The organism is Actinacidiphila glaucinigra, from assembly GCF_035918135.1.
Taxonomy (GTDB): Bacteria; Actinomycetota; Actinomycetes; order Streptomycetales; family Streptomycetaceae; genus Actinacidiphila; species Actinacidiphila glaucinigra.
In genome coordinates, this window is record NZ_CP109144.1 from 1,830,942 (window position 1) to 1,852,486 (window position 21,545).

17 protein-coding genes are annotated in these 21,545 nt (G+C 72.8%); 4 read left to right on the forward strand and 13 right to left on the reverse strand.

Features of this window, described 5'->3' with window-relative positions; all coding sequences use genetic code 11:
- Positions 1-9: 9 nt before the first annotated feature.
- Genes OIE69_RS08125 through OIE69_RS08135 form a run of 3 tightly spaced genes read right to left on the reverse strand, consistent with a single transcriptional unit; the run spans position 10 to position 2,998 of the window.
- Positions 10-849, reverse strand: coding sequence for a carbohydrate ABC transporter permease (locus tag OIE69_RS08125; protein ID WP_326571267.1), 840 nt, complete (start codon positions 847-849; stop codon positions 10-12).
- Positions 846-1,730 carry a carbohydrate ABC transporter permease gene (locus OIE69_RS08130; protein ID WP_326571268.1) on the reverse strand — a complete coding sequence of 295 codons (885 nt, stop codon included), beginning with the start codon at positions 1,728-1,730 and terminating at the stop codon, positions 846-848. Before OIE69_RS08130 ends, OIE69_RS08125 begins: the two co-directional genes overlap by 4 nt.
- Positions 1,727-2,998 (reverse strand): ABC transporter substrate-binding protein, encoded by a 1,272-nt coding sequence (locus OIE69_RS08135; RefSeq protein ID WP_326571269.1) that lies wholly within the window; start codon positions 2,996-2,998, stop codon positions 1,727-1,729. Before OIE69_RS08135 ends, OIE69_RS08130 begins: the two co-directional genes overlap by 4 nt.
- 168 nt (positions 2,999-3,166) lie before the next feature.
- Here OIE69_RS08135 and OIE69_RS08140 point away from each other — a divergent pair, with 168 nt between their 5' ends.
- The 3 genes from OIE69_RS08140 (at position 3,167) to OIE69_RS08150 (ending at position 6,474) form a co-directional block, all read left to right on the forward strand.
- Positions 3,167-4,426, forward strand: a complete 1,260-nt coding sequence (locus OIE69_RS08140) for an FUSC family protein (RefSeq protein WP_326571270.1) — start codon at positions 3,167-3,169, stop codon at positions 4,424-4,426.
- Positions 4,427-4,446: 20 nt separating this feature from the next.
- Positions 4,447-5,253 (forward strand): 4-hydroxy-tetrahydrodipicolinate reductase, encoded by an 807-nt coding sequence (dapB, locus tag OIE69_RS08145; protein WP_326571271.1) that lies wholly within the window; start codon positions 4,447-4,449, stop codon positions 5,251-5,253.
- A 153-nt stretch (positions 5,254-5,406) separates the two neighbouring features.
- Positions 5,407-6,474, forward strand: coding sequence for a hypothetical protein (locus OIE69_RS08150; protein WP_326571272.1), 1,068 nt, complete (start codon positions 5,407-5,409; stop codon positions 6,472-6,474).
- An 81-nt stretch (positions 6,475-6,555) separates the two neighbouring features.
- Here the strand turns inward: OIE69_RS08150 and OIE69_RS08155 are convergent, their stop codons facing one another.
- Entirely contained in the window at positions 6,556-7,668 is a 1,113-nt protein-coding gene (locus OIE69_RS08155) for a sugar-binding protein (RefSeq protein WP_326571273.1), read from the reverse strand.
- A 272-nt stretch (positions 7,669-7,940) separates the two neighbouring features.
- Positions 7,941-8,363 carry an aspartate 1-decarboxylase gene (panD, locus tag OIE69_RS08160; protein WP_026251250.1) on the reverse strand — a complete coding sequence of 141 codons (423 nt, stop codon included), beginning with the start codon at positions 8,361-8,363 and terminating at the stop codon, positions 7,941-7,943.
- 213 nt (positions 8,364-8,576) lie between these two features.
- Here panD and OIE69_RS08165 point away from each other — a divergent pair, with 213 nt between their 5' ends.
- Positions 8,577-10,382, forward strand: coding sequence for an AMP-dependent synthetase/ligase (locus OIE69_RS08165; protein WP_326571274.1), 1,806 nt, complete (start codon positions 8,577-8,579; stop codon positions 10,380-10,382).
- On the opposite strand, the gene OIE69_RS08170 is transcribed toward OIE69_RS08165, so the two are convergent.
- The 8 genes from OIE69_RS08170 to OIE69_RS08205 all read right to left on the reverse strand — a co-directional run bounded on the left by OIE69_RS08170 (position 10,361) and on the right by OIE69_RS08205 (position 21,403).
- Entirely contained in the window at positions 10,361-10,882 is a 522-nt protein-coding gene (locus tag OIE69_RS08170; protein WP_326571275.1) for an NUDIX domain-containing protein, read from the reverse strand. The genes OIE69_RS08165 and OIE69_RS08170 overlap by 22 nt on opposite strands.
- Positions 10,883-10,899: 17 nt before the next feature.
- A complete protein-coding gene (locus OIE69_RS08175; RefSeq protein WP_326571276.1) occupies positions 10,900-12,105 on the reverse strand; it encodes a globin domain-containing protein in 1,206 nt (401 codons plus the stop codon).
- A gap of 90 nt (positions 12,106-12,195) precedes the next feature.
- Positions 12,196-12,645, reverse strand: coding sequence for an RrF2 family transcriptional regulator (locus OIE69_RS08180; protein ID WP_326571277.1), 450 nt, complete (start codon positions 12,643-12,645; stop codon positions 12,196-12,198).
- A 61-nt stretch (positions 12,646-12,706) separates the two neighbouring features.
- Complete coding sequence (locus tag OIE69_RS08185) at positions 12,707-13,300, reverse strand: sarcosine oxidase subunit gamma (protein WP_326571278.1); 594 nt, start codon at positions 13,298-13,300, stop codon at positions 12,707-12,709.
- Complete coding sequence (locus tag OIE69_RS08190; RefSeq protein ID WP_326571279.1) at positions 13,293-16,373, reverse strand: sarcosine oxidase subunit delta; 3,081 nt, start codon at positions 16,371-16,373, stop codon at positions 13,293-13,295. The genes OIE69_RS08185 and OIE69_RS08190 overlap by 8 nt, the downstream gene beginning before the upstream one ends.
- Before the next feature lie 12 nt (positions 16,374-16,385).
- Positions 16,386-17,618: a sarcosine oxidase subunit beta family protein gene (locus OIE69_RS08195; protein WP_326571280.1), complete on the reverse strand. Its 1,233-nt coding sequence runs from the start codon at positions 17,616-17,618 to the stop codon at positions 16,386-16,388.
- Positions 17,615-18,901, reverse strand: a complete 1,287-nt coding sequence (glyA, locus tag OIE69_RS08200; RefSeq protein ID WP_326571281.1) for a serine hydroxymethyltransferase — start codon at positions 18,899-18,901, stop codon at positions 17,615-17,617. The genes OIE69_RS08195 and glyA overlap by 4 nt, the downstream gene beginning before the upstream one ends.
- A 60-nt stretch (positions 18,902-18,961) precedes the next feature.
- Entirely contained in the window at positions 18,962-21,403 is a 2,442-nt protein-coding gene (locus OIE69_RS08205; protein WP_326571282.1) for a GcvT family protein, read from the reverse strand.
- Between the last annotated feature and the right edge of the window lie 142 nt (positions 21,404-21,545).

A 21,545-nucleotide genomic window follows, 5' to 3' on the forward strand; every position in this document is an offset into this window, starting at 1 on the left:
TGCGGTCCTTCAGCCCTTCACTGCGCCGGAGGTCAGTCCGGCCACGATGCGCCGCTGGAACAGCAGCACGAAGACGACGATCGGGACGGTGATGACCACGGCGGCCGCGGCGATCGATCCGGTGGGCTGCTGGAACTGGGAGCTGCCGGTGAAGAAGGCGATGGCCGCCGGGACGGTGCGGGCGGCGGTGGTGGAGGTCAGCGAGATCGCGAAGAGGAAGTCGTTCCAGCAGAAGATGAAGACCAGGATCGCCGTGGTGAACACCCCGGGTGCCGCGAGCGGCGCGATGACCAGCCGGAAGGCCTGTGCGGGGGTGGCCCCGTCGACCTTGGCCGCCTTCTCCAGGTCCCAGGGGATCTCCCGGAAGAACGCCGACAGCGTGTAGATCGCCAGCGGCAGCGAGAAGGTCATGTACGGGATGATCAGCCCGGCCCAGGTGTCGAACAGGCCGAGGAAGCGCTCGATGTCGAACAGCGGCGACACCAGGGAGATCGGCGGGAACATCGCGATCAGCAGCGAGGTGCCGATCAGCAGCCCCTTGCCGGGGAAGCGCAGCCGGGCCACGGCGTAGGCGGCCATGGTGCCCAGGGTGACGGCGACGACGGTGGAGATCAGGGCGATCCCGATGGAGTTGAGCAGCGCGCGGGTGAACTCGGAGGTCGCGAAGATGCCGCGGTAGTTCTCCAGCGTCCACACGCGGGGGACGAAGCTGCCGTCGGAGAGGGTGGCGGGGTCCTTGAAGGACAGGGCGACGATCCACCACACCGGGAACAGCGCGTACAGCACCACGGCGGTGTTGACGACGCTCCAGCGGGCGATCCGCCGCCGCTGCGCCGGGCTCGTGCTCATCGTCCGGTGTCCTCCGATCCGGGGGCGGCCGTGCCGAACAGCCTGATGAAGGCGAAGGCGATGACCGCCACGCTGAGGAAGATCAGCACGGAGATCGCCGAGCCGATGCCGAGGTTCAGCGCCGTGAAGAGGTTGTCGTAGCCGAGGATCGACACGGAGCCGGTGCCGTTGGAGCCCTGGGTGAGCACGTAGATGTTGTCGAAGATCCGGAACGCGTCGAGGGTGCGGAACAGCAGCGCCACCAGGATGGCGGGTTTCATCAGCGGCAGCGTGACGAGCCGGAAGCGCTGCCACCGGGTGGCGCCGTCGACCATGGCCGCGCGCAGGGTCTCCTCGGGCACCAGAGCCAACCCGGCGAGCAGCAGCAGCGCCATGAAGGGCGTGGTCTTCCAGACCTCGGCCAGGATGATCAGCCCGATGGCCTTCCAGTGGTCGGTCAGCGGGGCCTCCCCCGCCGAGTCGACGAGGTAGCCGATGCCGGGGGTCCAGGCGTACTGCCAGGAGAAGGCGGCGACGACGGTCACGATGCCGTACGGCAGCAGGACCGCGGTGCGCACCGCCGGGCGGCCGAGGATCGCCCGGTGCATGACGACGGCCAGGCCCATGCCGAGGGCCAGTTCCACCGCCACGGAGACCACGGTGATCAGGCAGGTCACCTGGAACGCCTCCCACCAGAACCCCGAGCTCAGGACCGCGGCGTAGTTGTCCAGGCCCACGAAGCGGGCCAGCTGCGGGAAGCGCAGGTCGTAGCGGTGCAGGGAGAGGTAGAGGGCGTAGAGCACGGGGTAGGCGGTCACGGCGAGCATGACGAGCACGGCGGGGGCACAGAGCAGCCAGCCGAGCCGGCGCTCCTGCCGGGCGCCCTCCGACAGCCGTGTCACGGGATCAGCCCCTTGGACTGCAGGGCGTCCTCGATCTGCCCCCGCAGGTCCCGGACGGAATCGGCCGGCCGGATCTCGGCGGGTGGTGACAGGGTGTGGGACACCGCGATGGACACGTTCTGGTAGGCGGGGGTCTGCGGACGCAGGGCGGCGTTCTCCAGCTCGGCGAGGATGTCCTGGGCGAAGGGGTAGCTCCGCTCGATCCGGGGGTCGTCGTAGAGGGAGCGCAGGGTCGGCGGCAGGCCGCCGCGGAGCGCGGCGGCCCGCTGGTTGTCCCGGTCGCGCAGGCACAGCGCCGCCTCGAAGGCGAGCTCGGGCCGGCGGCTGTGCGCGCCGACGGCGAGGTCGATGCCGCCGATGGTGACCCGTGCGGGGCGGTCGGCGTCCACCCGGGGGTAGCGGGCCCACCGGAGGTGCCGGAAGAGCTCCGGGTTGTCGGCCTTCATCGCCGGATACACGAAGGGGTAGTTCACCTGGAAGGCGGCGCTGCCGGACTCCATGGCGAGCCGGTTCTGGTCCTCCGTCTGGTTGGACAGCGACGGGTCGGCGGCGGGCGAGACCGCCAGGTCGCGCATGATGCCCGCGGCCCGGACGGCGGGCGCGCCGAGCGAGGGCGCGGTCGCGTCGGCGTTGAGGATCGAACCGCCCGCGCTGGCCACGAGCGTGTTGAACCACACGGTGAGCCCCTCGTACTGGGCGCCCTGGACCTCGATCCGGTGGGGTTTGCCGGCCTTCGCCAGGGCGCGGGCGGCGTCGAGCATCCCGGCCCACGTCGTCGGCGGCTCCGGCACGAGGTCCGCGCGGTACCACAGCAGCTGGACGTTGGTGTTGTACGGGACGGCGTAGAGGCGGCCCTTCCACGTGGCCGTGCGCACCGGCGCGGCGAGGGTGTCCCGGACGGCCTCGGCGCGCCGGGTGCCGGTCCACGGGCGGATCCAGCCGGCCTCTGCGAACTCCGGGGCCCAGGTGACGTCCAGGCCGAGGATGTCGAGCGCGGGGTCGTGTGCGGCCAGCCGGCGTACGAGCTGCTGCCGCTGGCCGTCGGCCGTCCGGGGGAGTTTGTTGTAGCGGATGACGTAGCGTCCGCCGGAGGCCCGGCTGCAGCGGTCGGCGGCCTGCTGCAGCGCCCCGGAGTCGTCGGGGAAGTTGTACCAGTCGAGTGTCGCCCGTCCCGACGTCCGCGACGCGCCGCCGCCGCACGCGACCGCGGCGGCCGCGAGGACGAGCACCGCGGCAAGGGCCCGGAAGCGCCGCACCGCGCACGCCATAGGCACCTCGCTCCCCTGCTCGGACACACTCCGGCCCCGGACCATGAAGCCCCCGCCGGGGCCGCCGACGGCGCCTCAGGGGCGTGTCGGGGGCGGGTATTCACGCGGTCGGCGCAACCGGACCCGCTGCCCCGGTGCCGGCGTCCCGCGCCCGGGGAGACTGGCAGGGTGCCCGGCGCCCTCCCCGCCCCGCTCGCCGACCTCCTGCGGCGCACCAACGACCCGATCGTCGTGCAGACGGCGCGCTCCACCGTGGCCGCGGTGCTGTCGTACGCCGTGGCCGTCCGCCTGCTGCCCAACCCCGCGCCGCTGACGGCGCCCCTGACGGCCCTGCTCGTGGTGCAGGTGACGCTCTACACGACGGTGACCACGGGCATCCGACGGGTGGTCAGCGTGGTGGCCGGCGTCCTCATCGCGGTGGGCTTCGCGGAGCTGATCGGGCTGACCTGGTGGAGCCTCGGGCTGATCATCCTGGCGTCGCTGGTGATCGGTCACTTCATCCGGGTGGACGAGTTCGTGGCCGAGGTCGCGATCAGCGCGATGCTCATCCTGGCCGTCCCCGCCCCCTCCGGCGAGGCGCTGGACCGCGTCCTGGAGACCCTGGTCGGGGCCGGCGTCGGGGTGCTGCTCAACGTCGTCGTGCCGCCCCCCGCCTTCGTGGAGCCGGCCGGTGACGCGGTGCGCGAGCTGGCCGAGCACATGCGGGCGCTGATGCTCCGCATGGGCCGTCAGGTGCGCGCCGGCGCCACCGCGGGGCAGGCCCGCTCCTGGCTGATGGACGCACGCCGGCTGGACAACGAGGTCGCCCGGTTCGACGCCTCGCTGCGCAGGGCGGAGGAGGGGACCCGGCTCAACCCGCGGGTGAAACCGGCGGAGGGCGCGATGACCCGGCTCCTGCTGCGCAGCGGGCTGGACACCCTGGAGGTCTCGACCGTCCTGCTGCGGACGCTGTGCCGCTCGCTGACGGAGCTGGACCGCGAGCGCGGCGCGCGGGAGCCGCTGTTCACCGGTGAGCTCGCCGCCGGCATCGACGAGTTGTTCGCCGACATGGCCGACGCCGTCGACAGTTTCGGCCGGCTGATCGCAGCCCAGGTCACGGAGGGCGCCGACCAGGCGGAGGCCCGGCTGGAGGACGCCCTGCGGCGCGGCCGGGAGGAACGGGACCGGATCGCCGTGCTGCTGCGCGCGGAGACGGAGCGGCGCTGGGAGAGCTGGGACCTGTACGGCGCTCTGCTGGCCGACATCGACCGGCTGCTGGACGAGCTGGACCTCGAGAAGCGCTCCCTGTGGCTGTCGGAGCAGCTGATCGCCGCCGCGCCGCGCCCGCCGACGCTGTCCGGCCGGATGCGCCGTCAGGCCCGGTCCGCCGCGGCCCGGCTGCGCCCCAGGTCCCCCGGGAGGACCGGTTCCGGGCTGGACGGTCGGTGATCATGCCTCATGCTGGAGGGATGGACCTGCTGAACGTGTGCGTCGCCGGGGCGACCGGCTGGACCGGGGAGGCGGTGGCGCGCGCCGTCCTGGACTCCGCGGACCTGCGGCTGCGGACGGCGGTGGCACGGTCCGCGGCCGGCGCCGACCTCGGGGCGGTGTGGGGCGGACCCGAGCTCGGGGTGCCGGTCTTCAGCACGGTCGACGACGCGCTGGACGATGTGGACGTGCTGATCGACTACACCTCGCACACCGCGGTCGGGCGCCATGTGCGCACCGCCGTGGTCCGGGGGGTCGGTGTCGTGGTCGGCTCGTCGGGCCTGTCCGGCGCCGACTACGAGGAGATCGCCGCGCTGGCGGAGGAGCACGGGGTCGGCGTGGTGGCCTCGGGGAACTTCTCGCTGACCGCCGCGCTGGCGCAGGCGGCCGCCCGGCTGGCGGCCAGGCATCTGCCCCACTGGGAGATCATCGACTACGCCTCCGCGACCAAGCCCGACGCACCCAGCGGCACCGCACGCGAACTCGCCGAACAACTGGCCGCCGTACGGCGGCCCGAGTACGCCGTGGACCCGGAACACACGGCCGGGCACCCGGAGGCCCGCGGCGCGTCGATCGCGGGCACGCAGGTCCACTCGGTGCGGCTGCCGGGCTACACCCTCGCCGTGGAGGCGCAGTTCGGGCTGCCGGACGAGCGCCTGGTGATCCGGCACGAGGCGGGCGCCTCCCCCGCCCCCTACGTCGCGGGCACCCTGCTCGCCACGCGCGCGGCCGCGGCACGCCGGGGTCTGGTGCGCGGTCTCGACGCCCTCTTGCTCAGCGGGGACTGACGTTCCGTACCTCGTGGCACTGCGTCACTTCCTTGGCCACGCTGTCGCCCGGACGCTCCGCTCGACGGGCGGCCGTTTACCGCGGGACGTACGACTGGATCGCAGGGGCGGGCGGCGACCGCCGCCCACCACGCGTCCGAAGGAAGGACCCTCATGCGAACCAGGCTGATGCGCCGCAGCGCTCTCGGCGTCGCGACCGGACTTCTCGCCACCGGTCTACTGGCCGCCTCGACCGGCAGCGCCGTCGCCACGCCGGGAAGCGACGACGGCAGGAACAGCTCCCACAGCAAGGGCAGCGACGACTACGGCGACGACGACAACGGATACGGCGACGACGGCGGGGACAACGGCTACGGCGGGGGCAACGACGACAACGGCGACAACGGCGGGGACGACAACGGCCGCGGCGGTGGGGGCGGCGGCGGCAACGGCGGGGGCGGCGGTGGCGGCCGCGACAACGGCAGCGGCGGCGGGGGCGGCGGCGGCGGCAACTGGAACGACGACAGCGGCGACAACGGCCGCGGCGGTGGGGTCGGGGGCGGCGGCAACGGCGGGGGCGGCGGTGGCGGCCGCGACAACGGCGGCAACGACGGCGGTGGCGGCCGCGACAACGGCGGCAACGGCGGCGGTGGCGGCCGCGACAACGGCGGCAACGGCGGCGGTGGGGGCAACTGGAACGGCGGCGGCAACGGCGGCGGTACCGGCTGGAACGACAACGGCAGTGGCGGCGGTGGCGGCCGCGACAACGGCAGTGGCGGCGGTGGCGGCCGCGACAACGGCGGCAAGAACAACGGCAACGGCGGCAACGGCGGCAACAACGACAACGGTGGGGACGACAACGGCGACAACGCGACCTACAAGGACAAGGACGACAACGGGCAGGGCAACAGCAAGGGCAACAACAAGGGCAACAACAAGGGGAGCAAGGGCAAGAGCGACAAGGGCGGCAAGGGAGGCAAGGGCCACGACAAGGGCCACGGCAAGAAGCACAAGAAGCACCACAAGAAGCAGTGCAACAAGCACGGCTACCGGTTCAGCTTCAGCTACAAGTACAGCGTGAGCTACGGCTATGGCATTGGGTTCGGCAAGGGCGTCCACGCCCTCGGTCTCGGCAAGGGCCACGGCGGCTACGGAAAGGGCTCCGGCTTCACCTACAGCGACAAGTTCGACCGCGGTTACGGAGGTCTGTACGACTACGGTCTGATGAACGTGCTCATCTGACGCGGGGCTGCCGCCGGGTACGACGAGGGCCGGGAGGAACGCTGTGTTCCTCCCGGCCCCGCGTACGTGTGAGTTCCTGCCTCAGTTGAGGTCGGAGGCCTTGATGTAGCCGCTGTCGACAAGCAGCTTCTTGTAGTTGGACTTGTCGACGCTGACCGGGGCGAGCAGGTACGCCGGCACGACCTTGTTGCCGTTGTCGTTGCTGTCGCTGTTGTTGCTGTTGGTCTCGGGCCGCTTGCCGCTGAGGATGTCCTGAGCCATCTTGACGGCGACCTCGGCGAGCTTGCGGGTGTCCTTGTAGACCGTCATCGACTGGTCGCCGGCGATGATCTCGTTCACCGATTCGGTCTCGGCGTCCTGACCCGTGACGATCGGCATCGGCTTGGCGGCGGTGCCGTAGTCGTCCTTCTTCAGCGCCTTGATGAGACCGCGCGCGATACCGTCGTTGGGGGCCAGGACGGCGTCCACGGTGGAGCTGCCCTTGTAGAAGTCGTTGAGCCGGGTCGTCATCGTCTCCTGGGCGATGTCCGCCTGCCACTTGTAGGTGGTGACCTGGCTCAGGCGGGTCTGCTTGCTCGGGACTTCCAGCTGGCCGTCCTGGATGAACTCGTTCAGCGTGTCCATGGCACCCGAGAAGAAGCCCCGGACGTTGTTGTCGTTGGCATCGCCGGCGAACAGCTCGATGTTGTAGGGGCCGGCGTTGCCGCCCTTCTTCAGCCCGAGCTTGTCGATGATGTACTGGGCCTGGAGCTCGCCGACCTTGTAGTTGTTGAAGCTGGCGTAGTAGTCGACGTTGCTGGAGCCCAGCAGCAGGCGGTCGTAGGCGATGACCTTGACGCCGGCGCGGGAGGCCTTCTGGAGCGCGTCACCGAGCTCGAAGCCGTCGACCGCGCCGATGATGAGGAGCTTGTCGCCCCGGTCGATCATCGCCTCGACCTGCTCGACCTGCTTCTCGACGCTGTCCTCGGCGTACTGCTTGTCGGTCTTGTACCCCTGCTCCTTGAACAGCTTTTCCATGTTGTTGCCGTCGGCGATCCACCGGGTCTGCTTCGTGGTGGGGAGGGCGATGCCCACTGTGACCTCGCCGCCCTGCCCGCCCGAATCGTTGCCGCAGCCGGTGGCCGCGGCCGTCAGGGAGAGCGTGAGGACCGCCAGGGTCACGGTGCGCAGTCTGGCAGCTCCGCCAGCGTGCATGGGACTCAGTTCCTTTCGGGCCGAACAAAGGTGTGCTCTCATCGCCCACCCCCGAGAGCGACAGTGTCCGGGCCCGTCACGGAGGTCCGTGGCAGCTCAGCGATCCGCCGGAGCCCGGTGAACTGCTGATGCGTCAGGCCCGAGGAGTACTGTGGGGGACCGACGGCAGCACGCCGCACCCCCGGTCCCGACGAGGCCCGTGATCACCGGACCCCACCTGGACGGATACCTCGAATGGATCCGGACAATAGCACAGCCGCTCGTACGGACGTTCAGCCGACCGGCACTGCGTTCGGGCTCGCCTGGGTGCCGCTTCCCGGGACCGGCTCGGAGGCGTCGTCACCCAGCGCGACGATCCGGTTGCCGGCGTCGACGTGCACCACGCGCGGCCGCAGCGCGCGGGCCTCCGCGTCGTCGACCTGCGCATAGCTGATGAGGATGACCAGGTCGCCGGGGTGCACCAGATGGGCCGCGGCGCCGTTGATGCCGATCACCCCGGAACCGCGGCGGCCCTCGATGACATAGGTCTCCAGGCGGGCGCCGTTGGTGATGTCGACGATGTGGACCAACTCGCCGGGCAACAGGTCGGCGGCGTCCATCAGATCCGCGTCCACGGTGACGGACCCGACGTAGTGCAGGTCGGCCTCGGTCACGGTGGCACGGTGGATCTTGGACTTGAACATGGTGCGCAGCACGGCTCACACTCCTGACGCGAAGGGTCGCGTCCCGGGCGGGGTACGCGCCTGATACGGCCATGGTAGTCGGCGCGAACCACAGGCCCCGAGGCACCCGTTCACGTCAGTCACTGCCGTTTCCGCCCCACCTCTAGGCAACTGGACCAAACGCCGGATATCTTCCCTGCCTGCCGTCTCGCTGCGGCGGGGCACCGGCTCGCGGAAGGGGGCGCCGTGCGCGAGTTCAGCCTTCCGCCCCGGGCGGCGGAGTTGCGGTCGGGGGGACTCGCCGACTCGGTGTACGAGACGGCCGACAAGCGCCCTGACGCGGCCGTCCTGGCCCGGCGCGACGGGCACGGGGGCGACCGTTGGCGGGAGGTCGGTGCCGCTGCCTTCCGTGACGAGGTGGCCGAACTGGCCCGGGGCCTGGTGGCGGAGGGGATCCGCTTCGGCGAGCCGGTGGCCGTGATGGCCCGCACCCGGTACGAGTGGACGCTGTTCTCCTACGCGCTGTGGTCGGTGGGCGCCCGGATCGTCCCGGTGTACCCGACGTCCTCGGCCGAGCAGGTGCGGTGGATCCTGGCCGACTCGGGGGCGGTCGCGATCGTCGTCGAGCACGAGGACCACGCCATGACGGTGGGCGCCGTGTGCGACACGCTGCCCGCGCTGCGCCGGATCTGGCAGCTCGACGCGGGGTGCGTCCCGTGGCTGGCGGCGCTCGGCCGGCAGGTCCACCCGGTGCTGCTGGACCAGTTGCGCTGGGCGGTCGAGCCGCAGTCGGTGGCGGTGATCGCCTACACCTCGGGCACCACGGGACCGCCCAGGGGGTGTCTGATCACCCACGCCAACCTCGCCGCGGAGTGCGACACCCTGCTGGCCGGGTACGGCTCGATCTTCGCCCCGCCGGGGGTGCGGCCGTCGGTGCTGGCGTTCCTGCCCATGTCGCACATCTACGGACTGATGGTGACCACCTGCGCGGTGCGCGGGGGCGTGCTGCTCGGCCACCAGCCCGACCTGGCGCCCGGCGAACTCCTCCCGGCGTTCCGCTCCTTCCGGCCGACGATCCTGCTCGCCGTCCCGTACGTCTACGAGAAGATCATCCAGGGCGCGCGGAACGCCGCCGCCCGCGGCGGCAAGGGCCATGTCTTCGACCGGGCCGCCGATGTGGCGGTGCGCTACGCGGAGGCCGTGGAGCGGCACGCGCTGGGCTCCGGGCCGGGGCCGGGACCACTGCTGCGGGCGGCGCACTCGGCGTTCGAGCGGCTGGTCTACGCGCGGATCCGGGAGGTGCTGGGCGGGCGTGTGAACTACACGGTCTCGGGCGGGTCCCCGCTCGGCCGGGAGCTGTCGCTGCTGTTCGCGGGCGCCGGGCTCACCATCCACGACGGGTACGGGCTCACCGAGACCACGGCCGCGGTGACCGCTCAGCCGCTGGGGAAGGTGCGCTTCGGCACCGTGGGCCGTCCGCTGCCGGGCAGCGCGGTGCGGATCGCGCCGGACGGCGAGGTGCTGGTGCGGGGGGCGACGGTCTTCGCCGGCTACCACGCCGACCCGGTCGCGAACCAGCAGGTGTGGCGCCGCGGCGGCTGGATGGCGACCGGCGACATGGGCTCGCTCGACCCGGACGGGTACCTGACGATCACCGGACGGAAGAAGGACATCATCATCACCAGCGGTGGCAAGAGTGTGGCGCCGCTGGTGCTGGAGGAGCGGCTGCGGGCGCATCCGCTGGTCTCGCAGTGCATCGTGGTCGGCGACAACAGGCCTTTCGTCGCGGCGCTGATCACCCTGGACCGGGAGACGGTCCAACTGCGGATCGCGATGGCCGAACCCGACGTGCACGCACAGGTCCAGCGGGCGGTGTCGATGGCCAACGCGGCGGTGTCGCGCGCCGAGTCGATCCGGGCGTTCCGCATCCTGCCGCACGAGTTCTCGGTGGAGAACGGGATGCTGACGCCCTCCCTGAAGCTCCGCAGGAACAGCATCGTCAGCGAGTACGCGGCGCAGATCGAGTCGATCTACGCCTCTCCGGCCTCCTGACCGGCTCCGGCCGCGCCGCCCCCGTCGAGCAGCAGGCGCAGCCGGTCGAGGAACGTCCGCTGCGCTGAGAGGATCTTCCCGTGGGCGGCCGGGCCGAGCGGGAACCACGCGGCGCGGTCCACCTCGGGGAACTCCCGTACCCGGCCGGAGCCCCGGGGCCACTCCATGGAGAAGGTGCCGGGCACCATGAGGCCGGTGTCGAGGTCGCCCTCCAGCGCCCAGACGGTCACGACCTTCCCGTTGGGCTGCCGGTTGTCGCCGAGCGGCAGCAGCTCGCCCTCGGGCACCGGCAGGCCCAGTTCTTCCGAGAACTCGCGCCGGGCGGCCGCCTCGGGGGTCTCGTCGGGCTCGTACTCGCCCTTGGGGATGGTCCACGCCCCGGCGTCCTTGGACGACCAGAACGGGCCGCCCATGTGGGCCAGCAGCACCTCGGGCGCGTCGCCCGAGGTGCCGCGGAAGAGCAGGATCCCCGCGCTGCGCCTGACCGCCTTGTCCGCCACCCGACCAGTGTGGCCGGTCAGTCGCGGGCGAGCCACAGGTCGGGGCCGAAGACCTCGTAGTGCACGGCCGAGGCGGGCACACCGCGCTCCAGCAGCTGGGTGCGCACGGCGCGCATGAAGGGCAGCGGGCCGCACAGGTAGGCCCGCAGGCCGTCGGGCAGCTCGACGCCGGACAGGTCGACCCGGCCGGCGCGGTCGTCGGGGGCGGCGCCGGTGCCCAGGTCCTCGTACCAGAAGTGGGTGCTGCCGCCGGGGAGCTTCTCGGCCAGGGCGCGGTGGTCGGCGGCGTGGGCGTGGTGTTCCGGCGTGCGGTCGCCGTGGACGACGGTCACGGGCGCGGCGTAGCCGTCGCCGGCGAGCCGGTGCAGCATGGCGAGCATCGGGGTGCAGCCGATGCCGGCCGAGGCGAGCAGCAGGGGTCCGCCGTCGTCGGCGAGGACGATGTCGCCGTAGGGGGCCGACAGCTCGACGCGGGCACCCTCGCCCACGTGGTCGTGGAGGTGGGCCGAGACCTCGCCGTCCGGGTCGCCGGCGAGGCCGCGCTCGCGCTTGACGGTGATCTGCCGGGTGGTGTCGCCGCCGGGGGCGCCGGAGAGGCTGTACTGCCGGATCTGCCGGGCGCCGTCGGGGAGTTCGACGCGCACCGAGACGTACTGGCCGGGGCCGAAGTCGGGCAGCGGCAGGCCGTCCGCGGGGCGGAGCCGGAAGGAGACGACGTCCTCGGTCTCCCGCACCTTCCCGGCGACCTCCCAGGGGCGCCAGGCGTCCCCGGTCAGGACGCCGCGCTCGGCGTACAGCCGCTGCTCGATGGCGATGAGGGCGTTCGCCATCAGCCAGTAGACCTCGTCCCAGGCGGCGGCGACCTCCTCGGTGACGGCGTCCCCCAGCACTTCGGCGATGGCGGCGAAGAGGTGCTTCTGCACGATGTGGTACTGGCCGGGACTGATGCCGAGCGAGGCGTGCTTGTGGGCGATGCGCGAGAGCATCGCGTCGGGCCGCTGCCCGGGGTGCTCGACCAGGACGGTGGCGAAGTGGGCGATGGCTCCGGCGAGGGCCTCGCGCTGGGTGCCGGCCGCCTGGTTGCCGCGGTTGAACAGGTCCCGCAGCAGCTCGGGGTGGGCGGCGAAGAGCCGGTCGTAGAAGAGCCCGCTGATCTCGGAGATCGCGCCGCCGACGGCGGGCAGGGTGGCGCGGACGGTCGCTGCGGACTTCTCGCTGAGCATGGACGTGCTCCCTAATTTGGTATCTGATATTCGCATTAAAGGGCGTACGGAGGCCCGCCCTCGTCGGGTGGTCGGTTCGGGTGGCCCGGATCAGTCCCGCCGGCCGGGCGGGCCGGAGCCGACCAGCCCCACCAGGACGGGCCCGGTGGGCGCGGCGGTCAGGTCGGCGACCGTCAGCGGGTCCAGGGAGGCGTAGAAGGCCTCCTGCGCCCGGCGCAGCGCGCCGCGCAGCCGGCAGGCGCCGGCGAGCGGGCAGGGCGTCTCGCCCTCGCAGTCCACGACGTCGCCGACCCCCTCCAGCTCCCGCACCAGTCGGCCGACCGAGGCCGTCCGTCCGGCGGGGGTGACCTCCAGGCCGCCGCCGCGGCCGCGGCGGGTCTCGACGACCCCCAGGTGCTGCAGCCGGGCCACGACCTTGGCCAGGTGCGAGTACGGGACCCGCATCGCCTCGGCCACGTCCCGGGCGGTGGACGGCTCGTCCTTGACGGCCAGGGCCATCACCGCGCGGAGCGCGAGGTCGGTGGACTTCGTCAGGCGCATACCTTGAGGCTAGATAATACGAATCCCGGATTCAAGTTAAGAGGGGTTCGTGCGGCCCACGTCACACGTACTCCGTGGCGGCGTCCAGCAGCCAGTCCGCGAGGTAGCCGGCGAAGGAGGAGCGGACCAGCACCCAGAAGCCCGCCCTCGCCTCCGCCCTGGCCACCAGCACCACCTGGGCGCGGGCCAGGGCGGTCTGCGCGCAGCCGCCCGGGGTGAACACCCGCGGGTGCAGGTCGAGCGAGCAGCCGTGCGCCAGCAGGTCGCGAGCGCGGGGTCCGGAGACCAGCAGGGTGGTGCGCTGGGCGGAGACGTCGGTGACCGAGACGTGCGCCTCGCCCGCGGCCTTGCGCAGACGGGCCTCCAGGTCCTCCTGGGCGCCGGGCGGCCCCACCACGAGCCATTGGCCGGGACCGAGCCACAGAACGGCCAGGTCACCGGTGCGGACGGCGGTGCACGGCTCCAGGGGAAGCGGCGCGCCCAGGGCGAGCCCGGCGGCCTCGGCGGCCGGGCCCCCGGGGTCCAGGCGCAGGTCTATCTGCGCGAGGAAGGGCAGTTCGGCCAGGCGCAGTGCGCCTCCCGAGGCCCGGGTCGCGGCGGCGAGGCGGCCGGCCGCGGCCGACAGCGGACTGAGGCGGGTGTCGGTGTCAGCCATCGCGGCGGGCCCCCTCGGGGTCGTAGAGGACGGGGGAGGCGACGGTGACGGGCACCAGACGTCCGTCGACGGGCGCGTAGAGCCGCTCCCCCACCCGCTCCCGGCCCCCCTTGACCAGGGCGAGCGCGAAGGTGCGGCCGAGGGCGGCGCTGCGGTAGCTGGAGCTGACGTGACCGAGCGCCGGGGCGGGGGGCCGGGGCGGCACCGGGTCCGCGACGAGGTGGGTGCCCTCCGGAAGGAGCAGCCCAGGGTCCTCGGGCAGCAGCCCGACCAGGTGCTTGCGATCGGGACGAGCGGTGTCGGCGCGGGCGTGCGACCGCTTGCCGATGAAGTCGCGCTTCTTCTTCGACACGACCCAGCCCATGCCGAGGTCCTGCGGCGTGACCGTCCCGTCGGTGTCCTGGCCGACGATCGGATACCCCTTCTCGGCGCGCAGCACATGCATGGTCTCGGTGCCGTACGGGGTGGCGCCGGCGGCCCGCACCGCCTCCCAGAGGGTCGTCGCCCGCCAGGGCAGGACGTTGATCTCGTAGGCGAGCTCCCCGGAGAAGCTGATCCGGCACACCCGGGCCGGCAGCCCCGCCACCGTCGCGTCGCGCCAGGCCATGAAGGGGAACTCGGCCCTGCTCACGGCGAGTCCGGGGGCGAGGGCGCCCAGCACCTCGCGGGAGCGCGGGCCCACAAGCGCGACGGTGGCCCACTGCTCGGTCACCGAGGTGCAGTGGACGCGCAGTTCCGGCCACTCGGTCTGCAGCCACTCCTCCATCCAGTCCAGGACGGCCGCGGCATTGCCGGTGGTCGTCGTGGCCAGGAAGCGGTCCTCCGCGAGCCGGATGACGGTGCCGTCGTCGAAGACCATCCCGTCCTGGCGGCACATGACGCCGTAGCGGATCATGCCCGGGCGGAGGGTGGACATCAGGTTGGTGTAGAGCCGGTCGAGGAACTCCGCGGCGTCCGGGCCCTGCACGTCGATCTTCCCGAGGGTCGAGGCGTCCATGAAGGCGACGTCCTCGCGGGCGGCCCGGCACTCGCGCAGAACGGCGGCCGTCATGCCCTCGCCGGGGCGCGGGTAGTACCGGGGGCGTTTCCACTGCCCCACGTCCTCGAAGACCGCGCCGCCGGCGACATGGAGGTCGTGCAGCGCGGTCACCCGGACCGGATCGTGGAGCGCGCCCCGGTCACGGCCCGCGAGCGCGGCGAAGGACACCGGCGCGTACGGGGGGCGGTACGTCGTCGTGCCGAGCGCGGACACCTCCACGCCGAGCAGGCCCGCGACGACGCCCGAGGCCAGGACGCCCGAGGTCTTCCCCTGGTCGTTCGCCGTGCCGGCGGTGGTGTACCGCTTGGTGTGCTCGACCGAGCGCATCCCGGCCGCCGTGGCGCGCCGCAGGTCGGCCACGGTGACGTCGCGCTGCAGGTCGACGAAGCGCGGGCCGGGGGCCGTCACGGGGATGTCGAAGAGGGTGAGCGGCGGGCGCCCGTCTCCCGGTTCCGCCGGCGGGAGGAGGGGCCGGACCGGCGTGAAGCCCTCGGCCGCGAGCGCCCGTGCGGCGGCCGCCACGCCCTCCGCGGGGGTGGCGGCGAACTCCACGGCCTGGTGCGTCGATCCGGGCACCGGGACGAAGGTGCCGCGGGCCTCGTCGTAGCGCACGGCGCCGCCCGCCTGGCCGAAGAGGTGGCCGACGGGGTTCCAGCCGCCCGAGACCAGCAGCAGGTCGGCCTCGATCCGCCGGTCGCCGAGCAGCACGGCCGTCAGCCGGTCCGTCCCCTCGGTGCCGGTGACGTACACACCGTCGCGGGCGTCGGCGACCGCCGCGATCTCCACGCCGGCGGCGGCCAGGTCGCGGACGACGGCACCGGTGCTGTCGTTGGTGGTGAACACGACGGCCCTGCGGCCAGGGAGGACGCCGTACCGGCGGACGTAGGCGCGGGCCGCGCCGGCCAGCATGACGCCGGGGCGGTCGTTGTCGGGGAAGGCCAGGGAACGCTCGTGCGCGCCGGTCGCCAGGACGACCCGGCGGGCGCGGACGCGGTGGACGCGTTCGCGGGCGACATGGGCGGGGGCGGCGGCGCCGAGGTGGTTGGTGCGGCGCTCCAGGGCGAGGACGTGGTTGTCGTCGTAGTGGCCGAAAACCGTCGTACGGCGCAGGACGCGGATCCCGGGTTCCGCGGCGAGGAGGGCCTCGGTCCGCGCGGCCCAGTCCAGGTGCCGTCCGCTGCCGAGGAGGCTGCCGCCCGGTTCGGGCTGGTCGTCGGCGAGGATCACCCGTGCCCCGCTGCCTGCCGCCGTGGCGGCGGCCGCCAGTCCCGTGGGGCCCGCGCCGACGATGAGCAGGTCGCAGTGGGCGTGGACGGCGTCGTAGCGGGCCGGGTCGGGACCGGTGGCGAGCCTGCCCTGACCGGGAAGGCCGGTGGCGACGAGGCCGTCGTAGAGCTCCACGGTCGTCGCGGGCATCATCGGTTCGGGGAAGGGGGCCTCGATCTGCACCACGGCGTTGGGCTCCTCGACTCCGGCGGAGAAGACGCCGCGCGGGCGCCCCAGCCTGATGCCGGTACCGGTGGCGATGACCCCGTTGGCGAGCAGCGCGGAGGCGAGGGTGTCACCGCGGTAGCCGGTGTACTCGGTGCCGTCGAAGGTGAACGTCAGGGGTGTGGCGCGGTCGATGCGCCCGCCCTCGGCGAGCCGGAAGGGCTGTGCGGGGTCGCGCGCGGGGCGAAGGGCGGGGGCCGGCGCGGCGGGCGCGGACGGACCGGGGCGGGGCGCCTCTTCGGCGGCCGCAGCGGGATCAGGGGCGGACGCAGGGGCCATCGCGGGCGCGGGGGCCGAGGCGCCGGTGACGAAGCGGTTCGTCGCGGTGTCGCGCACCGCGTCGAACCAGCGGCGGCAGCCCGTGGCGTGCATCCAGCGCTCGGCGAAGGGGCCCTTGGGGTTGTCGCGGAAGAAGAGGTGGCGGGCCCACTCCTCGTCCGTCAGGGCCGCCGGGTCCCGCGGGTAGGCGAGGTGCGCCTGACCGCCGTAGTGGAACTCGGCCTCGTCGCGGGGCCCGCACCAGGGGCAGGGGATGAGCAGCATCGATCGGGCTCCTCAGTGGGCGACCGCGGCCGCGCCGTGCTCGTCGACGAGCGCGCCGGTGGTGAATCGTTCGAGCGAGAAGGGCGCGGCCAGGGCGTGCGGGGTGTCGTGGGCGATGGTGTGCGCGTAGACCTGGCCCACGCCGGGCGTGGCCTTGAAACCGCCCGTGCCCCAGCCGCAGTTGAGGTAGAGGCCGCCCACCGGGGTGAGTCCGACGATCGGTGACGCGTCCGGGCTGACGTCGACGATGCCGCCCCAGGTGCGCAGCAGGTGGGCGCGGGCGAAGACCGGGAAGAGTTCCAGCGCGGCGGCCATCTGCCGCTCGATGACGTGGAACGCGCCGCGCTGGGTGTAGGAGTTGTAGGCGTCGATCCCCGCGCCCATGACCAGTTCGCCCTTGTGGGCCTGGCTCACGTACACGTGCACCGCGTTGGACATGACGACCGTGGGGTGCACGGGCTCCAGCAGCTCGCTCACCAGCGCCTGCAGCGGGTGGCTCTGCAGGGGCAGGTCGAATCCGGCCATGCGCGCCAGCACCGAGGTGTGGCCGGCGGCGCAGAGCGCCACCTTGCCCGCGGCGATGGGCCCGAGGTTCGTGCGTACGCCGGTGACCCGGCCGTCGCTGATGTCGATGCCGGTCACCTCGCAGTTCTGGACGAGGTCGATCCCGGCGGCGTCGGCCGAGCGGGCCAGGCCCCAGGCGACGTGGTCGTGCTTGGCGATGCCGGCGCGCGGCTGATAGGTCGCGCCCAGCACCGGGTAGCGCACGTCCGGGGAGGTGTTGACGATCGGGCAGACCTCCTTGACCTGCCCGGGGTCCAGCCACTGGGCGTCGACTCCGTTGAGCCGGTTGGCCTCCACCCGGCGGACGCCCTCCCGTACGTCCTGGAGGCTGTGGGCGAGGTTGAGGACTCCGCGCTGGGAGAAGAGGATCGGGTAGTCCAGCTCCTCCTCCAGGCCCTCCCACAGCTTCAGGGCGTGCTCGTAGATGCCGGCGCTCTCGTCCCAGAGGTAGTTGGAGCGGATGATCGTGGTGTTGCGGGCCATGTTGCCGCCCGCCAGCCAGCCCTTCTCCAGCACGGCCACATCGGTGATGCCGTGCTCACGCGCCAGGTAGTGCGCGGTGGCGAGGCCGTGCCCGCCCGCCCCGACGACGACCACGTCGTAGCTGCGCTTGGGTTCGGGCGTGCGCCAGAGGAAGTCCGGGTGCTCCGGGAGGCCGGCGCCCGGGGTACGGGGGGTCATCGGGCGTCGTCTCCGTCCTGCGGCAGGTGCGGGTAGAGCGGGTGCGCGGCGGCGAGGGCTTCGGTGCGGGCGCGCAGCGCGGACAGCTCGGGCCCGGGGCGCAGGGCGAGCGCGACGACGTCGGCGACCTCGGCGAAGTCCTCCTCGGTGAAACCGCGGGTGGCCAGCGCGGGCGTGCCGATCCGCAGCCCCGAGGTGACCATGGGCGGGCGGGGGTCGAAGGGGACGGCGTTGCGGTTGACGGTGATGCCGACGGAGTGCAGCAGGTCCTCGGCCTGCCGGCCGTCGAGCGCGGAGGCGCGCAGGTCGACGAGGACGAGGTGCACGTCGGTGCCCCCGGTGAGCACGGAGACGCCCGCCCGCGCGGCGTCGTCCCGGGTCAGGCGCTCGGCGAGGATGCGGGCGCCGGCCAGGGTGCGGGCCTGACGCTCCCGGAACTCCTCCCCCGCGGCGACCTTGAAGGAGACCGCCTTGGCGGCGATGACGTGTTCCAGGGGGCCGCCCTGCATGCCGGGGAAGACCGCCGAGTTCAGCTTCTTCGCCAGGTCCGCGTCGTCGGTGAGGATCACTCCCCCGCGCGGGCCGCCGAGCGTCTTGTGGGTGGTCGTGGTGGTGACGTGGGCGTACGGGACGGGGTTCGGGTGGAGCCCGGCGGCGACCAGGCCCGCGAAGTGCGCCATGTCGACCATGAGCAGCGCCCCGACCTCGTCGGCGATGCGCCGGAAGGCGGCGAAGTCCAGCTGCCGGGGGTACGCGGACCAGCCCGCGATGATCATCTTCGGCCGGTGCTCCTTGGCGAGCCGCTCGACCTCGTCCATGTCGACCCGGTGGCCGGTGGCGGAGACGTGGTACGGGACGACGTCGAGCATCTTCCCGGAGTAGTTGAGCCGCATCCCGTGGGTGAGGTGGCCGCCGTGCGCGAGGTCGAGCCCGAGCACGGTGTCGCCGGGCCGCAGCAGGGCGAAGAGGGCGGCGGTGTTGGCCTGGGCGCCGGAATGCGGCTGGACGTTGGCGTACGCGGCGCCGAAGAGGGCCTTGACCCGGTCGACGGCGAGCCGTTCGGTGACGTCGACGTGCTCGCAGCCGCCGTAGTAGCGGCGGCCGGGGTAGCCCTCGGCGTACTTGTTGGTCAGGACGGAGCCCTGGGCCTCCATGACGGCGGCGGGCGCGAAGTTCTCCGAGGCGATCATCTCCAGGGTGGACCGCTGGCGGGCCAGTTCGGCGCGCAGTGCGGCGTGCACCTCGGGGTCGAGCGCGGACAGGGGGGCGGTGAGCGGGTTCATGCGCGGGGCTTCCTCTCAGCGGCGGCGTCGGAGGTCTCGCAAGGTGCCGTCGGCGCGGTGTCAGCCGCGGAGGCGGGACATGGCCGGGTCGAACAGCGGCTCCGCGGCGACGCGCGCCGCCACGCGCCGGTCGAAGTACCCGATGTCGAGGGCCCGCCCCGGCACGGAGAGCTCCGCCGGCAGCCACGCATAGGCGATGCCCTTGCCGATCGTGTAGCCGTGGGCGGCGCTGGTGACGTAGCCGACGGGCCGGCCGCCGTCGTACACCGGCTCCTTGCCCATCACCACGGCGCCCGGGTCGTCGACGGTCAGGCAGGTGAGTTTGCGCCGCACCTGCTCCCGGCGCCGGGCGAGCGCGGCCTTGCCGGTGAAGTCGTCCTTGTCCTCCTTGACGGCGAAGGCGAGGCCGGCCTCGTACGGGTCGTGCTCGAAGGTCATGTCGGTGCCGAAGGAGCGGTATCCCTTCTCCAGGCGCAGGCTGTTGAAGGCCCCGCGCCCGGCGGGGACGCCGCCCAGCGGCCGGGCGGCGGCCAGCAGGGTGTCCCAGAGTTTCAGGCCGAGGTCCGCCGTGGTGTAGAGCTCCCAGCCGAGCTCGCCCACATAGGACAGCCGCATCGCCGTGACGGGCACGGCCCCGACGTGCGCCCGCTTGGCGCGGAAGTACTTCAGTCCGGCGTCGGAGAAGTCGGCGTCGGCGAGCGGCTGCAGGACCTCGCGGGCGAGCGGCCCCCACAGGCCGACGCAGCAGGTGCCGGCGGTGATGTCGCGGACCGCGACCGTGCCGTCGTCCGGGAGGTGGCGGGTGAGCCAGTCGAGGTCGAGGTTGCCGTTGACGCCGATCTGGAAGAGGTCGCGGCCGAGGCGGGCCACCGTGATGTCGCTGCGGATGCCGCCGTCGTGGTCCAGGAGCAGCGTGTACGTCACCGACCCCACCGACTTGTCGACATTGCCGGTGGTGATCCGCTGCAGGAGGGCGGCCGCGCCGCGTCCGGTGACCTCCAGGCGCTTGAGCGCGGTCATGTCGTACAGGGCGACGGTCTCCCGGGTCGCCTGGGCCTCGGCGCCGACGACCGGCGACCAGTAGCGGGCCGCCCAGTCGTTCGGGGTGGGGATGGAACGGCCCTCCACCAGCGCGGCGTTGGCCTCGTACCACTGCGGCCGCTCCCAGCCGTTCGCCTCCAGGAAGAACGCCCCGAGTTCCTCCTGGCGGGGGTGGAAGGGACTGGTGCGGATGGGGCGCGGGTCCCCGGTGGGCTGGAGCGGGTGGATGATGTCGTAGACCTCGACGAAGTTGCGGCAGCCCCGGGCGAGTACGTAGTCGGGTGCGAGCTGGTGCGGCTCAAAGCGGTTGACGTCGCACTCGTGGAGGTCGAAGGACGAGCAGTGGCCGTCCACCAGCCATTCGGCCATCGCCCGGCCGACGCCGGCCGAGTGGGTGACCCAGACGGCCTCGGCGACCCAGAACCCCTTCACCTGCGAGGACTCGCCGAGCAGTGGCATGCCGTCGGTGGTGAAGGAGAACAGGCCGTTGATGCCCTCCTCGACCTTGGCGTCGCGGGTGGCGGGCAGCAGGGACCGCGTCTCGGTCCAGGCGTCGGCGAAGTCGCCCTCGGTGAACGCCAGGACGGACGGCATCCCGTCCGTCTCGCCGAACGCGGCGATGTCGTCGGCGGCGACGGGCATGGGGCGGTGGCCGTAGGAACCGATGCCGATCCGGTCGTGGTGGTCGCGGTAGTAGAGGTCGGCGTCCTGGTGGCGCAGGATCGGGCGGACGGCCTCGGCGGCCTGGCCCGCGAGCGCGGGGACGGGGCCGGTCCATGCGAGCTGGTGGGCGAGCGGGGTGAGCGGCAGTTCCATGCCCGCCATCCGGGCGATCCGGGGGCCCCAGATCCCGGCGCAGCAGACGACGACGTCGGCCGCGAGCTCGCCGCCGCGGTCGGTGACGACCCCGGTGACACGGCCGTCGTCCTGGGTGACGGCGAGGACTTCGTGGCGTTCGAGGAAGCGGACGCCGCGCTCGGCGGCGCGCCGTGTCTGCGCCTCTACGGCGAGGACGGCCTTGGCGAGGCCGTCGGTGGGGACGAGCAGTCCGCCGAGGACGCGCGAGCGGTCCAGCAGGGGGTGGAGCTCGACGCACTCCTCGGGTCCGACGACCCGGGCCTCGACACCCCACGACGTCACCCAGCCGTGCCGGCGGTGCAGTTCGGCCAGGCGCTCGGGGGTGGTGGCCACCTCCAGGCCGCCGACCTGGAGGAAGCAGGGCTGTCCGTCGACGTCGAGGGAGCAGAGCTTCTCGACGGTGTAGCGGGCGAGTTCGGTCATGGTCTTGGAGGGGTTGGTCTGGAAGACCAGGCCCGGCGCGTGGGACGAGGAGCCTCCGGTGGCGGGGAGCGGCCCCTGGTCGACGACCGTGACGTCGGTCCAGCCGGCGGAGGACAGTTCGTCGGCCAGTGCCGCCCCCACGACGCCCGCTCCGATGATGACCACGCGGGGTCCCGTCATCGCCAAACCTCCCAGTTGCTTTCAGCGCAACATGATTCAGGTTGCGCAACTCAATGTGCCGGGCGCCGGAGAGGGTGTCAAGAGGCCCGCCTGAGGCGGGATAAGGCCCTCCGGAGACCGCCGCGGGGCCCCCGGAGGGCCG

Bases quoted from the DNA above. Each gene is read 5' to 3' on its own strand.
- OIE69_RS08125 (WP_326571267.1), bottom strand. From the start codon at position 849: ATGAGCACGAGCCCGGCGCAGCGGCGGCGGATCGCCCGCTGGAGCGTC.
- OIE69_RS08135 (WP_326571269.1), bottom strand. From the start codon at position 2,998: ATGGCGTGCGCGGTGCGGCGCTTCCGGGCCCTTGCCGCGGTGCTCGTC.
- dapB (WP_326571271.1), top strand. From the start codon at position 4,447: ATGGACCTGCTGAACGTGTGCGTCGCCGGGGCGACCGGCTGGACCGGG.
- OIE69_RS08150 (WP_326571272.1), top strand. From the start codon at position 5,407: ATGCGAACCAGGCTGATGCGCCGCAGCGCTCTCGGCGTCGCGACCGGA.
- OIE69_RS08155 (WP_326571273.1), bottom strand. From the start codon at position 7,668: ATGCACGCTGGCGGAGCTGCCAGACTGCGCACCGTGACCCTGGCGGTC.
- OIE69_RS08175 (WP_326571276.1), bottom strand. From the start codon at position 12,105: ATGCTCAGCGAGAAGTCCGCAGCGACCGTCCGCGCCACCCTGCCCGCC.
- OIE69_RS08180 (WP_326571277.1), bottom strand. From the start codon at position 12,645: ATGCGCCTGACGAAGTCCACCGACCTCGCGCTCCGCGCGGTGATGGCC.
- OIE69_RS08185 (WP_326571278.1), bottom strand. From the start codon at position 13,300: ATGGCTGACACCGACACCCGCCTCAGTCCGCTGTCGGCCGCGGCCGGC.
- OIE69_RS08190 (WP_326571279.1), bottom strand. From the start codon at position 16,373: ATGCTGCTCATCCCCTGCCCCTGGTGCGGGCCCCGCGACGAGGCCGAG.
- OIE69_RS08195 (WP_326571280.1), bottom strand. From the start codon at position 17,618: ATGACCCCCCGTACCCCGGGCGCCGGCCTCCCGGAGCACCCGGACTTC.
- glyA (WP_326571281.1), bottom strand. From the start codon at position 18,901: ATGAACCCGCTCACCGCCCCCCTGTCCGCGCTCGACCCCGAGGTGCAC.
- OIE69_RS08205 (WP_326571282.1), bottom strand. From the start codon at position 21,403: ATGACGGGACCCCGCGTGGTCATCATCGGAGCGGGCGTCGTGGGGGCG.